14 protein-coding genes are annotated in these 14,382 nt (G+C 39.5%); 8 read left to right on the top strand and 6 right to left on the bottom strand.

Features of this window, described 5'->3' with window-relative positions; genetic code table 11:
• The first annotated feature begins 11 nt into the window (after positions 1–11).
• A complete protein-coding gene (locus A6M13_RS14785; protein ID WP_066548199.1) occupies positions 12–1,265 on the top strand; it encodes a D-serine ammonia-lyase in 1,254 nt (417 codons plus the stop codon).
• A 21-nt stretch (positions 1,266–1,286) separates the two neighbouring features.
• On the top strand, positions 1,287–1,628 hold the full coding sequence (locus A6M13_RS14780; RefSeq protein ID WP_083998394.1) for a DUF4181 domain-containing protein: 342 nt from the start codon (positions 1,287–1,289) through the stop codon (positions 1,626–1,628).
• Between the two features lie 72 nt (positions 1,629–1,700).
• On the opposite strand, the gene A6M13_RS14775 is transcribed toward A6M13_RS14780, so the two are convergent.
• Entirely contained in the window at positions 1,701–2,525 is an 825-nt protein-coding gene (locus A6M13_RS14775) for a squalene/phytoene synthase family protein (RefSeq protein WP_066548194.1), read from the bottom strand.
• A 343-nt stretch (positions 2,526–2,868) separates the two neighbouring features.
• On the opposite strand from A6M13_RS14775, the gene A6M13_RS14770 reads away from it, so the two are divergent.
• From A6M13_RS14770 to coaW, 3 genes are all read left to right on the top strand, one after another.
• Positions 2,869–3,780, top strand: a complete 912-nt coding sequence (locus A6M13_RS14770; protein ID WP_245669341.1) for a diacylglycerol/lipid kinase family protein — start codon at positions 2,869–2,871, stop codon at positions 3,778–3,780.
• A gap of 149 nt (positions 3,781–3,929) precedes the next feature.
• A complete protein-coding gene (locus A6M13_RS14765) occupies positions 3,930–5,411 on the top strand; it encodes an amidohydrolase (RefSeq protein WP_066548191.1) in 1,482 nt (493 codons plus the stop codon).
• An 87-nt stretch (positions 5,412–5,498) separates the two neighbouring features.
• On the top strand, positions 5,499–6,356 hold the full coding sequence (gene coaW, locus A6M13_RS14760; RefSeq protein ID WP_066548189.1) for a type II pantothenate kinase: 858 nt from the start codon (positions 5,499–5,501) through the stop codon (positions 6,354–6,356).
• Between the two features lie 85 nt (positions 6,357–6,441).
• On the opposite strand, the gene A6M13_RS14755 is transcribed toward coaW, so the two are convergent.
• A complete protein-coding gene (locus A6M13_RS14755; RefSeq protein WP_066548187.1) occupies positions 6,442–6,831 on the bottom strand; it encodes a reverse transcriptase-like protein in 390 nt (129 codons plus the stop codon).
• A gap of 95 nt (positions 6,832–6,926) precedes the next feature.
• Here A6M13_RS14755 and A6M13_RS14750 point away from each other — a divergent pair, with 95 nt between their 5' ends.
• Positions 6,927–7,118, top strand: a complete 192-nt coding sequence (locus A6M13_RS14750) for a zinc-finger domain-containing protein (protein ID WP_066548186.1) — start codon at positions 6,927–6,929, stop codon at positions 7,116–7,118.
• A gap of 93 nt (positions 7,119–7,211) precedes the next feature.
• On the opposite strand, the gene A6M13_RS14745 is transcribed toward A6M13_RS14750, so the two are convergent.
• Both A6M13_RS14745 and A6M13_RS14735 read right to left on the bottom strand, forming a co-directional pair.
• On the bottom strand, positions 7,212–8,900 hold the full coding sequence (locus tag A6M13_RS14745) for a methyl-accepting chemotaxis protein (RefSeq protein ID WP_066548184.1): 1,689 nt from the start codon (positions 8,898–8,900) through the stop codon (positions 7,212–7,214).
• A 316-nt stretch (positions 8,901–9,216) separates the two neighbouring features.
• Positions 9,217–9,966, bottom strand: coding sequence for an alpha/beta hydrolase (locus A6M13_RS14735; protein WP_066548179.1), 750 nt, complete (start codon positions 9,964–9,966; stop codon positions 9,217–9,219).
• A gap of 167 nt (positions 9,967–10,133) precedes the next feature.
• Between A6M13_RS14735 and A6M13_RS14730 the strand changes: the two genes are divergently transcribed.
• Positions 10,134–11,030 carry a LysR family transcriptional regulator gene (locus A6M13_RS14730; protein ID WP_066548172.1) on the top strand — a complete coding sequence of 299 codons (897 nt, stop codon included), beginning with the start codon at positions 10,134–10,136 and terminating at the stop codon, positions 11,028–11,030.
• Between the two features lie 37 nt (positions 11,031–11,067).
• Here A6M13_RS14730 and A6M13_RS14725 read toward each other — a convergent pair whose 3' ends face one another.
• Positions 11,068–12,051, bottom strand: coding sequence for an SEC-C metal-binding domain-containing protein (locus A6M13_RS14725; protein ID WP_066548169.1), 984 nt, complete (start codon positions 12,049–12,051; stop codon positions 11,068–11,070).
• Positions 12,052–12,234: 183 nt separating this feature from the next.
• Complete coding sequence (locus A6M13_RS14720; protein ID WP_141680974.1) at positions 12,235–13,152, bottom strand: DMT family transporter; 918 nt, start codon at positions 13,150–13,152, stop codon at positions 12,235–12,237.
• Positions 13,153–13,380: 228 nt separating this feature from the next.
• Between A6M13_RS14720 and A6M13_RS14715 the strand changes: the two genes are divergently transcribed.
• Positions 13,381–14,262 (top strand): LysR family transcriptional regulator, encoded by an 882-nt coding sequence (locus A6M13_RS14715; protein ID WP_066548165.1) that lies wholly within the window; start codon positions 13,381–13,383, stop codon positions 14,260–14,262.
• Positions 14,263–14,382 lie beyond the last annotated feature (120 nt).

Here is a 14,382-nt window from a genome sequence, read left to right as displayed (position 1 = left end):
GGGATTTATAAATGGATACACAAAAAATACAGCAATTAATCGAGGACTATCCATTATTACGGCAAATTGTTGCGACACAAGAGGTAATTTGGGAAAATTATCGAACGCAACAAGCGCATGATGAAACATTTACGGTTACTGATATGTTGGAAGCACAGGCACGTTTAGCGCGCTTTGCACCGTATTTACAAACGGTCTTTCCAGCACTTCGTGAACATAACGGTATCATTGAATCACCGTTACGTGCAGTGCCACAACTACAATCGACTATTGAGGGATTTGCAGGCCAACTGTATATCAAATGTGACCATGAGCTACCAATTTCCGGCTCAATTAAAGCGCGTGGTGGTATTTATGAAGTGTTAAAATTTGCCGAAACCATCGCATTAGAACAGCAGTTACTTTCAATAGAAGATACTTACGATATATTGGCGTTACCACAATGTAAAGAGGTGTTTCAACGTTATAAAATTGCGGTAGGCTCGACAGGGAATTTAGGATTAAGTATCGGTTTAATGGGCGCTACTTTAGGTTTTCAAGTCACGGTACATATGTCTGCGGATGCGAAGCAATGGAAAAAAGACTTATTGCGTTCGCGTGGCGTTGAAGTTATTGAATATGCGGCAGATTATAGCGTAGCCGTTGAGCACGGAAGACAAGAAGCGGCGCAAGACCCATACTGTCATTTTGTCGATGATGAAAATTCACGCGATTTATTTGCTGGTTATAGTGTGGCGGCATTACGTGTAGCACAGCAGTTGAAAGATGCGGCAATTGAAGTTTCCGCAGAGCAACCATTACATATATATATCCCTTGTGGGGTCGGTGGTGGACCAGGTGGCGTTGCGTTCGGCTTACATGAGCTATTTGGCGAACATGTTCACGTTTATTTTGCAGAACCGACACATGCGCCGTGCATGACGATTGGTATGATCACAAAATTGTATGATGCTGTAAGCGTGCAAGATTTTGGCATTGATGGGATAACGGAAGCGGATGGTTTAGCTGTGGGACGAGCGTCTGGTTTTGTAGGGCAAATGATGGAGTCTCGTATTGCAGGCTGTTATACTGTAGAGGATAATTTTTTATTTGAGAGTATGAAGCAAGTGTTGGAGACGGAGCAGATGTTTTTAGAACCTTCTGCACACGCAGCTGTAAAAGGCGCGTACTTATTCCGAGAGCGTCCAGGAACACATATTATTTGGGCAACTGGAGGAAGTATGGTACCAGCAGAGCAACGCGCACTTTATGCACAAAAAATGTAATATGGAGGAACACGTGCGTTTATGATAATTTTAGTGGGGGCATTTCTTGCCGCAGTTATATTGGAGGTCATGATTCGAAAACGCATCACCGTTGCGAAAAATGAACGTTATCAAGACCAATATATAAATAAAAAGCATATGTTTGCCGAAATTTTATTACTGGTTATGTATTTAACAATTTTAAGTAGTGCTACATTTAATGAAAAGACATTATATGCGTTCTTATTTTTATTTTTAGCAATTATGTTTATTATTCGTGCGTTTTTAGATTTTGTTTATCGTAATGCACATAACCGTCATTATATTTCAGCGATGTATGTTGTTATTTGTTTAGTCGGCGCAGCGTTTGCGCTTGTTTTTTAAAAATGGGTTAGACGATTTGAAAAAGCACGTCCGAAAACAATTTTCGGACGTGCTTTTTTGTTCAGCAAACGATTATGCTTGTTGTTTAATTTCTTCAACCGTTTCTTCAACTTCTTGACGGGACATTTTTTCACGTCCGTCTTTAATCGCTTTGAGTGATTTATGCGCTAAAGCGAGCGGTAGCTTACAGAACATTAAAATACGTTTGTCATGAAGCGTTGTCATATACTCATCGGCAGCGGCTAAGTTTTCATCGGCATATGCGAATAAATCTGCTTGCGTCCAGCCATCTGGTACAAAGCTTACACCACGCTCATCCATATCTTCTTTTTCATTGCGGATGATATTGACAGCTTGTAACCCACGCCCGTAACCAATTGCTAACTCACGGTTTACCGTTTCTCCGTCATGCCATTCAAATAGATTTGATAGCATCACACCAACTAAACCAGCAACATAATATGTGTAGTCATCTAAATCTTCACGTGTTTGAACATTAAAGTCTAATTTCGCCCATTTTGCCATACCGCCAGCCATTTCGCTCGATGCAGCTGTAACGATATCATATGCTCCTGCTGGTGTTAACGATAACCAATCGTTCATACGCATCGTTACTTCTGGTAGTAAATGTTTGTAAGGTGCTAATAATGCTAAATAATCTTCATTTGGGAAAGGTTTGATTAACAGCATTTTTTCGACTTCTTTTAATAGATCATATTTAATTTCTTTTGCTAACACATCGTCGTCTTCGATTTCATCCAGTGCGCGCATTACTAAATAAGACATCGCAACGGCGTCCTTTAATTCTTTCTTTAAAAAGGTAATCGGTATATAAAATGTACGGCTTGTTTCTTTTAATACTCTGAAAGCTTCTTTATGTAATTGTTTTGTCGTCATGCCACTTTGCCTCCGTTCAATCATGTAACTACTGTTATCCTATCGTACTTTTGAAAAAAGATAAACTAATCACTAATCTTTTTCCTCATTTATGGGGAAATTTTTTTGTTTTCACTAAAAAAAGTTGGAAATGATTTCAGTTTTCTGAATGTATATCTATCAGTAGGGATTGTACAGTTTAATGACAAATCGCTATTAGTGGATGAGTGTGTACGGACGAATGAAGCGTTATGATCATTATCCAAAGATTTGTAACGTATAAAGTCGCACTGCAGCCGATGTACTTCCGGTATGCAGTGCTTTTTTTTAGAAAGGTTTGCTTCGCTGAAAAGGGTGGTAAATAATGGGGGAAACTGACGAGAAATGGGGATTGTATATGAAAGCAATGGTTATTATGAATCCAACATCAGGCAAGGAACAAGCAGGAACATATAAGGAGAACATTGTTGAACAATTATCTTCTACGTATGAAGTTATTGTAAAAGAAACACAAAAAGAACATGATGCCACTTTATTTGCACGTGAAGCGTGTGACGAAAAATATGAAGTCGTTGTGTTAGTCGGCGGAGATGGCACCGTACATGAAGGGATTGAAGGCATTGCAGAACAGGCACATCGACCGATTGTAGGGGTTGTGCCACTAGGAACGGTAAATGATTTTGCGCGTGCACTACGTTTACCGTTAGAGCCTGAAGAAGCGATTGCGTATTTAGGGAAACAAACAAAAGCGGTTGATATCGGGAAAGTGAATGAGCAATATTTTGTGAATTTACTAGCAGTTGGTTCGTTACCGGATGCAGTAGGGGATGTATCGATTGAACAAAAAACAGCGCTGGGAGCATTTGCCTATTTCTTTGAAGGCGCAAAGGCGGCGATTGCGAATGAAACGTATACACTGACACTACAGTATGATGACCAGCAAGAGGAGATGGAGGCGATGTTATTTTTAGTGGCGCTGACAGATTCTGTTGCGAGTTTCCGTAATATTGCAACGGATGCAGAAGTCGATGATGGACTATTGCATTGTTACGTCATTAAGGCAGGTTCTTTACTTGATACAACACGTGTAATGACAACATTATTTTCTGGTGATTTTAGTGATGATACATCTGTGCATTATTTTACAACGAACTGTGTGAACATTGCGTCATCGGAACCGTATGCGTTAAATGTCGATGGCGATATGATGGGGCAATTACCTGCACGAATTGAAGTGTTAAAGCAGCACATTCATGTGTTTCATGGACAAGTGTAAGCTGACATCGCGAGGCTATGTTCTAAATAATACGTAAACATGTCGTTCATCCGTTGTTTTATGTCGCTAATGCTTTTCTTCTAGTAGTTTATGCTACAATATTACTCTAAAGCAATGTGCACAGGTCATATTAGCTAGGGGGACATATTGTGAAACGATTATATACAGATGGAACGATTTACACAATGACACCACATCAGCCTGTTGTTGAGGCGGTACTTGTTTCGAATGGTCAAATAATAGAAACAGGCACGAAGGAGCGCTTGCAAGCTCAGGCTGATGTGGTGATTTCATTACATGGTGCAACGATGTATCCAGGATTTGTTGATAGTCATAGTCATGTCACACGTTATGCACGTCAATTACAGGCATATCATGTCGACCATTACAACACGGTAGAGCAAGTGTTAGAAGCGATTCAAGCATACATACAACAAAATGATGCGTTGGATACGTATTACGTAACCGGTTACACATTATCGGAAACATTGCATAAATCGCAGCTAGATAATTTGACAACGAAACCGATTATTGTGTATACAACACATCAACAAATTGCCTATGTAAATAGCGAAGCATTACGTGTCGCTCATATTAGTGATGACACAAAAGGCGCGAAGAAAGATGCGCACGGCTTTACCGGTGTAATTGTGGAAGAAGCGGTGACAAAGGCAACCAAGTATTTATTTCACGACACATTGTCACAGTTAACGACCCAGCTTATCGAAACATTTGAGCAGATGGTTGCTTATGGCTACACTGGTGCGCATACAGGCGACTTAGCAGATTTTCACGACTACACAGTGCCAATCCGTGCATTTGAACAGGCGACATATCATATGCCATTTAGACTTCATTTATTACGACACCATCGCGTCTTCGAACAGATGATTGTAGATGGTGTGAAATATGATGACACATGGTTAGAGATGGGCGCGATGACCATTTGTTTAGATGGACCATTTACAACGTACGATGCACAAGTAACGCAGGGCTATTTCGACGAGCCACATATGTCGGGGCAACAAAAGTATGACGATAAAGATGTTGAACGTTTGTTGTTTTTAGCACGTGCTTATCATGAAGCAGTTGCATTCCAAGTGAACGGCGATGGTGCAGCTGAACAAGCGATGCGCATTTTACGGAAGTTCCCGGCAGTACCATTAAAGCCTGACCGTTTTGTTTACAATACATTGTTAAATGAAGTGTTATTAAAAGAATTGAAGCATTTGTATGTTGGCTTTGATTTGCAATTAATTGATGCTGCCTATATTTTAAATGAACGCTTAGGCACGGTGCGAGAAAGCTACATACAGCCAATTGGGAAATTAGTTGAACAGGGCTATGTATGTGCAGGTGGTTCAAATAGCCGTGCGAAAGATTTAAATCCTTTCCTTAAAATTGCGAAAGCATCTGAGCATATTCCACGTACCGATGCGATTAAGTTGTATACAACGAATGCAGCAATGTTTATTGGACGCAGTCATGAACGAGGAATGATTGCGCCTGGATATGTAGCTGATTTTACAGTCGTTGATACGGATATTTCTACATGTGCATTAGCGTGTATTGCTCGTGCACAAGCAGTGATGACTATTATCGGCGGGCAAATTGTTTACAATCGCTTGTAAATTTTGGACAAATTACAGAATATATTTGCATTCATACAAGTGGAAATGTAAAGTGGACGTAAGGGACGTTAAAAAGGAGTTAAATTTATGCCAAAGTATATTGGAATTGACACAGGGGGGACACTGACAAAAATCGCGTTTTTATCAGCGACAAATGAATTGCAGTTACTTGCATTTCCGTCGAACGATTTACAATCAGTGAAAGAATGGATTCTACAGCATGCATCAATTGCCGCAATCGGTGCTACAGGAGGCCGAACGGAACAATTACGTGAGGTTGTAAAAGATATTCGTTCAATGCATTATATTGTTGAGTTTGAAGCAACGTTAAAAGGTGTACGCTATTTATTGCAGACAGAAAAGGTTGATATTCAAGATGCCATTATTACAAATGTCGGAACTGGTACATCAATTCATTATATGTCGGAAGAAACACATGTACGTGTTGGTGGTACAGGTGTTGGCGGAGGTACATTAATTGGCTTAGCAGGTTTAACGACAGGTGTAACAGATTACGAACAAATCAATATGTTAGCAAATCGCGGTACACGTCATGGCATTGATTTACTCGTAAAAGATATTTATCAAGGTATGGACACGCCGATTTCTGGAGACTTAACGGCAAGTAACTTTGGGAAAGTCGGCATTATAGGACGTACGGATTTTGCGCAAGAAGATATTTTAGCAACGGTACAAGGGCTTGTTGGTGAAGTCATTAGTACGTTGAGCATTCAATATGCAGAACAAAATAAAACAAAGCATATTGTGTATATTGGTTCTACATTAAGCGATAATGACCATTTAAAGTATGTCATGGCGCATTATACGGAGCTAAAGAAGCATACGGCGATTTTCTTGCCAGATCATGGATATGCCGGGGCAGTAGGGGCACTTCTAAATATTATGGAAGAACATGAAGAAGCAATCGAAAATGTCTCGATTTAAGGAAGCGTCGATGTGAATAGAATGTGGTAGAAGAAATGTCATTATTTCTTCTACCATTTTTTGTTGCTGCACGTACCTTCACGATTTATGATGAACGTTTGATGGCTTGTCGTGCGAGTACATCGGCTGCTTTATTTTGGTCGTCAGGAATCCATTTAATAAAAAACAAATCGAAGCGGTCGATAATCGCAAGTGCTGCGTCTAGATGTGGCTTAAATTGCTCACTTTTTACATAACGTTTTTCAATGGAAGCGACGACAATTTTGGAATCTGAGCGCATCGAAATAAGAGATGATTGGAGTTTCTCTGCTTCCTCTAATCCGCGCACGAGTGCGACAAATTCTGCTTCATGATTTGTCATTACACCAATCGGCTCACTAATTTTAAGGTGATGACCTTCACCTTTTATAAAAATACCAATACCGCTTTCACCAGGATTACCAGCTGTTGCGGCATCCACATAGATTTCTAACATATTGATTCTCCTTTAGTCGTTTGCAATTAGTTATATAAACAGTGTACAATAAAAAAATGTTAAACGAGACGTTCTTTTTTTAAGGGGGCGAAAACATGGATAAAATATCAGTGATGCAAGATATCGATGAGTTGACAGATACGTATTGCGAAGGTTGTCTTGTACGCCAAGAGTTACGAAAGCAACGAGGGAAGTCCGGTGCACATCGTTTTTGTATTGAACATTGCTCAGTTGGGCAACAATTGCAGTTTTTAGGACAGGAACTTATGAAAATATATACGCCATAAAAAACACCGTCTTATTAGACGGTGTTTTTTGTATGATGTGACTGTTGGATGCATGTGCTATTCGGTATAAACGGTGGATAGCGAGTGATGTCCTTACACTTTAAATTTATGAATTTCATCTTGTAATTGTGCTGCACTTTCTGCAACGCGCATGGCAACTTCTGTTAGTTGGTTCATCGCAGCTGCTTGTTCGTGCATATTTTCGGATAGCTCATCCGTATGGGCAAATGTCTCAGTAGTCCCCGTTGAAATCGCACTCACCGATGAAGCAACTTGTTCAGCATTGGCAGATAATTGCTCTGAAGTGGCAGAAATTTCTTGAATCTGTGTCGTCATTTGATCGACTGCTGTTGTAATGGTTGTAAACGATTGCCCAGCATGTTGGATAATTGACACACCATCTTCTACGGACGCTAATGAATTGGCTAATGCTTGTTCAACATTGGATGTATCGGTTTGGATAGCACGTGTCAGTGTTGTAATTGCATTAGCCGATTGACGTGATTGCTCGGCTAATTTTCGGACTTCGTCAGCAACGACTGCAAAACCTTTACCTGCTTCACCGGCCCGTGCGGCTTCAATCGCTGCATTCAGTGCCAGTAAATTCGTCTGGTCGGTAATATCGGTAATCGTTTTTGTCATTACATGAATTTCTTCAGATTGTTGTGTGAGTTTAAGTACAAGTCCATTAAGTGTTTGTGTAGAAACATTAATCGTCTCAATTTGTTGCTGCGCTTGTTCAATCGCAACGAGACCGTTTGTGGCAGCTTCAGATGTATCACTTGATGTATAGGCTAATTGCTGCGTTGCTTGTGCAATTCTGCGGACACCGTAAGCTGTTTCGTCGACCGCACGTGAACTTTCAGCCGCTGCATCTGCAGATAAGCGTGCATTTGTCGTTGTCGCGGCAACTTGCTCAGTTGCATATTCCGCTGACGCACTCATTTCCTCGGTGCTTGCTGATAATTGTTGTGCCGCCGCATTTAAATTTTCCGTTGAGTTTTGCACATGGAAAATAAGATTTTGTAAATTAGATTTCATCATATTAAAAGCTGTCGAGAGTTGACCAATTTCATCGTCGGTGGATTTCACGGGTAAATCCGGTAACGATAAATCGCCTTGAGCAATGACTTCTGTGCGACGTACGATATGTTGTAGCGGTGTTGTAATCGCACGGCGCACGTACATGATTGTGACGATAATAATAATTGTCGCAATGATGAAGATAATAACAGCCGATAGCAACGAATTATAAATCGCTGCATCTGCCTCTTGTTGGATATTTTTTAGTTGTGTATCTTGAAATGCAAGTGCTTCATCTGTTGCAAGCAATAATGCATCATTTGTTTCTTCAAGCGCGCCTGTTACGTATTCTTCAGCACGAGCCATTTGCTTGTGCGAAACGACACGCTGGTATTCATCCGCATGTCCACTAAAGGATGCATTCGCTGTTGATAGTTGTTGATAAATGTTTTTCATTTCCTTGGATTGTTCAAGTTGACCAAATTGTTCGATAGTTGTTGATAGTTGTTCACGATGTTCTTTAAAACTATTAATATTATGCTGTGATGGATCTAAAATCGTTGCGCGTGAATACATACCTTGTCCCATCGCATGATAACGGATTTCGTGTAAAACATTAATTTGTGCAACGCGTACATCCATTGCTTCATCCATTTTTTCACGGATATTCGCAATATTTGCGTAGCTTAAACTTACTGTAACAATAAGCAAGCAGGACAACATGAGGAACACCATGTTGAGTTTTTTACTAATATTCATAATCGTCCTCCTTTTAGAAATATAGACTATATTAAGTGTACTACATATTTAGGATAAAAGGACCTATAATCTAATTTTTATGAATATTTAGTAACGAGAAGTTTTGTGTCAAAGACATGAGAAAAGAGCTGTTTGCAAAAGGTGGGAAGAAATTGGATTGTTATAGCATAAAAAATGAGCGTAGAGTAAACGAAAGTGATTGGGTCGCAAGAAATGGCATACATAAACAAAACAAAGCTCCGACGAATGATGTATTCGCCGGAGCTTTGTTCAATTCAGAGGAAGATTTTGTCCCGCCTCTTTTTCGTCGTTTGGATTAAGACCAGTCTAAACCGTCTAAAAAGTATTGTACTTCTTTGTAGACAAGGTCACGTTCTTCGCCAAGCGTCATAATATGTCCAGTATTGATAAAACTTTTGACTGATTTAATACGTGATTTTACACCGCTATAAATAATATCTGCTGATTCACAGTAGTATTCATCATCTTTCATACCACGTAAAATATGAACAGGAGATTTAATCGATGCTAATTTTTCACTTGTATCGTTAATAATCGTTTGTAAACGAGATAATTCAGGCATATCATACTCTTCTTGTAATAACGCAATATCGTCGGCAATTGGGTTGTACGTGCCTTGTAGCTTTTTAAAGTTAATTGCGTAATCGACAATACGGCGGTTTAAGCTATCACGTGTTTTGGCAATCGCCGGAGCAGACATTGTTAAGACACCTGTTGTTTCAAATTCTTCTGCTAAGCGTAATGAGAATGCGCCACCTAATGACACACCACCCACTGCGATTTTTTCATAGCCTAAGCTGCGTAAATATTCATAGCCTTCAATTGCAGATTGCCACCATTCTTCTGGTGCAGTATGAAGTAATGTTTCTGGGTCAACACCGTGCCCTTTATAAAGCGGTGCATGTACTGTATAGCCTTGTTGATTTAAATAGCGACCTAAACGTTTAACATCATTTGTATTGCCTGTAAAACCGTGTAATAAAAGTACAGCGCGATTACTATCAGGCGCTTCAAATGTGAATGGTTGTGGTGCTTTAATAATCATAGTGGTAAGACTCCCTTTTCGACGTAATATATTGGTGAAATAAGTTTTATGATAAATGGTTTATATTTATTGTGTTAAGGCTTATTATAGAGGGGGTAAACGATAAGTACAATTCATTGTTTCTATCAAATTGATTACTTTAAGTTATGAAGAAAAGAGGCTTTTCAATGGAGCTACAGCAATTAGAATATTTCCGCGTCGTTGCGAATTTACAGCATATGACTCGTGCGGCTGAAACATTAAACATTTCACAGCCAGCACTTAGTAAATCTATCGCACATTTAGAACAGGAAGTGGGCGCGCCACTGTTTGATCGTCAAGGTCGTTCAATTGTATTAAATCGCTATGGTCAAATGATGCTAAAGCATGCCGAGCACATGTTACAAGAGTGGGAGAAGGCAAAGCAAGAAATACAAGATTTAGTGTCGCCGGGTCATGGAGAAGTAACGTTAGGGTTTATTCATACATTGGGGATGTCGATTGTACCAGAGTTAATGGCAGAAGTGCGCAAAGTATTTCCGCATTTGAATTTTACATTTTCACAAAGTACATCGCTTCGCTTATTGCGTCAATTAGAAGCAGGGGAAGTTGATATGTGTTTAACACAGCCAATTCAATCGACGACCGTGCAAGTGAAGTGGCGTAAATTATGGAGCGAGGAGCTATTTGTCATTGTGCCGAAAAACCATCGCTTAGCCGCACGCGCTAGCATTGCGTTACATGAAATTGCAGGAGAGCCGTTTATTTCTATCCGTAAAGGGAACTCATTGCGCAAAATTATTGATCACTTTTTACAAAAAGCGGGTGTTACTCCAAATGTCATTTTCTCGGGTGAGGAAGTGCATACGGTTGCAGGATTTGTAGGGGCAGGGCATGGTGTTAGCTTAGTGCCAAAAATTAAAGGCATTGATCAATATCATTTAGCGACGATTCCCGTACATGATATGAAATGCGAGCGGGATATTGGACTAGCTGTTGTAGAAGGACGTTATTTGTCACCGACGACAGACCGTTTTGTTGATTTTATTGAAAGCTATTTGCAAGCAAAGTATAATAAAAAATAAAAAAAACGACCTGCGCAAAACTGCACAGGTCGTTTTTTTATGCTTGTTTCTCTGCGTAATACGCAGCTAACTCTTGGGCATATTTATTTAATGATGAAGCAGAGATTTCGAAGTGCTCAGAAATTTCTTTAATCGTAAATGATTGTCCACCGAAGAAATCATGCTCTTGTGCAAAACGCACAGCACCTGCAGAAATCGCTTCTGTTTTACGTGCTTTCGGTTGCTTTTCCACTAAGAAATCTTCAACAAGTTCTACTAACTTTTCAGCTTGTAAGTTTTGTTTCGTTAAGAAAGCTTGTAAGTCGTTGACAACTGACGCTTCTTTTTCGGTAAATTCTTCACCGTTATAACCAGCAGCGACAAGTTTTTGCCATAGCGCTAAGTGGTTTTTCGCAAAGAACGCGAATACATCTTCACCATCAAAATCTTTTGCATAAGCTTTAAATACTTTTGCATAAGCATCAGAAATAAAGATTAATGTTGAAATCGCTAAGAAGTGGTTTTCTTCTAACGTGCGGTCTGGTAATAAGAAAGCAAATACGAACATATCCACTGGAATAGGCTTGTCTGTTTCACGACGAATAAAGACAGTTGCCCCTGTTAAAATATGCTTTGCTTCGATAAATGTTTCGTGAACGGCTACTACTTGTCCAACGAACATTTCAGGCTGACGCCAAGTAGCTAATACTTTTAATGTAGCAGGGCGTACAAAGTTTTTCATCATTTTATCTAAGTGACCTAACCAAATATCTTGGCGTTGGTGGAAGAAGAAATCATCAATTGAAATCGCTTCTACTAATTCACGTGATAATGATTCATGTAGTGTTGGAATCCAACCTTGGAAATGTTCGATTAACGCGCGGTGATCTTGGCGTTCTGGGTAGTTTGCGAACATTGTATCTAATACTTGCTCTAGTTCTTCTTCAAATAATACAGTTGTTGTGACAGCCTCATTGTTTGCGCAGCATTTTTTATATTTTTTACCGCTTCCACATGGGCAAGGGTCGTTACGTCCGATCATAGTGACACTTCCTTCTAAATTGTTTCAGTAAATTAAAGTCCACCTTATATAATAACGTGAAACAGTATATTTTGAAAGAGATAGTATTTTCAGAAAATAGCGAGTGATGTTCGTTTTATCAACATATAAAAAAGCATGATCCGAAGCGAATACGTTCGGGATCATGCTATATAAAGGAAGAAGTTAAATAGCCTTTTCAACAGAAGAGTCGAGCGCTGTTGCTTTTTTGAGTGTTCGGAACTGTGTGAACTGCTCCGCTTGTGCCACTAAATTACCAAGTAAAATGAATGTCCCACCGATAAGCAGTTTTGCTGTAATGGCATCCCCTAAGAAAATCGTCGCAAACATCGCTGCAAAAATCGGCTCTAATGAGAAGATTAAGCCGGTATGTGTCGCGGTTGTATATTGTTGTGCAACCGTTTGTCCAATGAAGCAAAACGCTGTACAAATTAAGCCTAAACCGAGTACGCCAATCCATGCATTTGTTGTCGTAGGTAATGTGAATGTTTCGAATGCAAAGGCACCGATAAAGCCAAATAGACTGGCAAACCCAAGCTGGTACACACTAAACGAAATTGAATCGATGGAATCCTTTCGTACAATTTTACTGTTAAGCATAATGTAGCAAGCGTAAGCAATTGCGACAAAGGCCATAATGATATCACCTTGTTGGAAAGCGAAGTTTGGTTGAATCGTTAGCACTGAAATACCGACTAATGTCGCAACAATCGCGATAGCAACTGGGCGAGATGGTAGTTTGCGGTCAAGAATCGCTGTGAAAAGAGGCACGAGTACGACCGTTAAGCTTAAAATAAAGCCAGCATTTGCAGCCGATGTCGTTTTTAAACCGATTAAGCTGCCTGCAAAGATAAAGAATAATAAGAAGCCTTGAATGGCTGAGAAGCTAAGTGATTGTACTGACACACGCTTCATTTTTGTATAAAAGATAGCACCTGCAACGGCAAAGCCAACCGCACATCGTAATGCAACGATTGAATACACTTCCATCGAATCCAGTCCGAGAACCATAAATGTATAGGATAATCCCCAAAACATCGTCACGATTATTAATAAAATATTTGCTTTCCCTTGTTTACCCAATTGTGTCACCGCATTTCTATTGATTTTCGACTGGATTCAAATAAATGTCATTTACTGTCTGTGTACTATAACATGTTTTTTTTAGAATCTAGTATAACTATAAAGTGTGTATTGTTATTAGTAAAACGAATGTTTATAATGAGGTTTATGAAAAAAATTCATGTAATCCGTTACAGAAAGACAGAAGTGTTTTGAAGACGTACAAAATGGCAAAGAAAGGTGGTTTTCATGAGTTTAGTCAAATATCAAATTTTAAGTAAAGTTGGGCAATTAGGATCGTTTACAAAGGCTGCAGATGTGCTTGGTCTAACACAGTCTGCAGTCAGTCATGCCATCTCAAGTTTAGAAAAAGAATTTGGCTTTCCGTTAATTCATCGGGGGCGTGGCGGCATTAAATTGACTGGTGACGGAGAGATTATGCTTGTAGAAATTCGCAAAGTATTAGCAGCGCAAGAGAGCGTCGAGCAGGAAGCGGCAAACGTGTTAGGTTTTGCGCGTGGTAAAGTTCGCATCGGTGTCATTTCAAGTATTTCATCGAATTGGATGCCGAGTATTGTGCAAATGATGGATGAAAGTTACCCGAACATTATCGTTGAGCTGATGGAAGGGGATTATTACGAGATTGAACAATGGTTATATAGTGGTCAAATTGATTGTGGCTTCTTAAACGGTATGCAAAATGAGCAGTATCGTTTCCATCCACTATTAAAAGACCAGCTATTATGTTTAGTTTCTGAAAAAAGTCCATTATTTTATGAAGAAGTTGCACGAATTGAAGACATCGCGCATCAACCTTTTATTATGCCATCTTATAATGGTACACATGATATTAAGCAGTTGTTTGAACAGGCGAATATGAAGCCTAATATCCGCTTTGAACTATCGGAGGAGATGGGGATTTTATCGATGATTTCTCACCATATCGGTATTACCATTTTGCCGCAGCTCGCGACGCAAAATAACATTCCGAGTAATGTAAAAGCCATTCCATTAGAAAATAATAGCTACCGTACAATAGGACTTGCGACAAAGCAAAATATATCGCCAGCGACAACGAAATTTATGGAAGTATTACAAGCATGGTTAGGCACACATCCGTACCGACTATAAACGTACTTGACCGCCTTCGTAAAAATAGCATAGAATGTTTATATTTAAGAAAATTCAGTTTGTTTTATCAAACTAGTGAAAGAGACAAATGTTTTCGATTTTTTAATGCATTTATGTTAC

The sequence above is a fragment of the Caryophanon tenue genome (assembly GCF_001700315.1).
Taxonomy (GTDB): Bacteria; Bacillota; Bacilli; order Bacillales_A; family Planococcaceae; genus Caryophanon; species Caryophanon tenue.
The sequence above is the reverse complement of the archived record's forward strand: the minus strand, read 5'-3'. Positions and strand labels throughout refer to the sequence as shown.

Coding starts and splice junctions, on each gene's coding strand:
- A6M13_RS14785 (WP_066548199.1), top strand. CDS start 12: ATGGATACACAAAAAATACAGCAATTAATCGAGGACTATCCATTATTA.
- A6M13_RS14780 (WP_083998394.1), top strand. CDS start 1,287: ATGATAATTTTAGTGGGGGCATTTCTTGCCGCAGTTATATTGGAGGTC.
- A6M13_RS14775 (WP_066548194.1), bottom strand. CDS start 2,525: ATGACGACAAAACAATTACATAAAGAAGCTTTCAGAGTATTAAAAGAA.
- A6M13_RS14770 (WP_245669341.1), top strand. CDS start 2,869: ATGGGGGAAACTGACGAGAAATGGGGATTGTATATGAAAGCAATGGTT.
- coaW (WP_066548189.1), top strand. CDS start 5,499: ATGCCAAAGTATATTGGAATTGACACAGGGGGGACACTGACAAAAATC.
- A6M13_RS14755 (WP_066548187.1), bottom strand. CDS start 6,831: ATGTTAGAAATCTATGTGGATGCCGCAACAGCTGGTAATCCTGGTGAA.
- A6M13_RS14750 (WP_066548186.1), top strand. CDS start 6,927: ATGGATAAAATATCAGTGATGCAAGATATCGATGAGTTGACAGATACG.
- A6M13_RS14745 (WP_066548184.1), bottom strand. CDS start 8,900: ATGAATATTAGTAAAAAACTCAACATGGTGTTCCTCATGTTGTCCTGC.
- A6M13_RS14735 (WP_066548179.1), bottom strand. CDS start 9,966: ATGATTATTAAAGCACCACAACCATTCACATTTGAAGCGCCTGATAGT.
- A6M13_RS14730 (WP_066548172.1), top strand. CDS start 10,134: ATGGAGCTACAGCAATTAGAATATTTCCGCGTCGTTGCGAATTTACAG.
- A6M13_RS14725 (WP_066548169.1), bottom strand. CDS start 12,051: ATGATCGGACGTAACGACCCTTGCCCATGTGGAAGCGGTAAAAAATAT.
- A6M13_RS14715 (WP_066548165.1), top strand. CDS start 13,381: ATGAGTTTAGTCAAATATCAAATTTTAAGTAAAGTTGGGCAATTAGGA.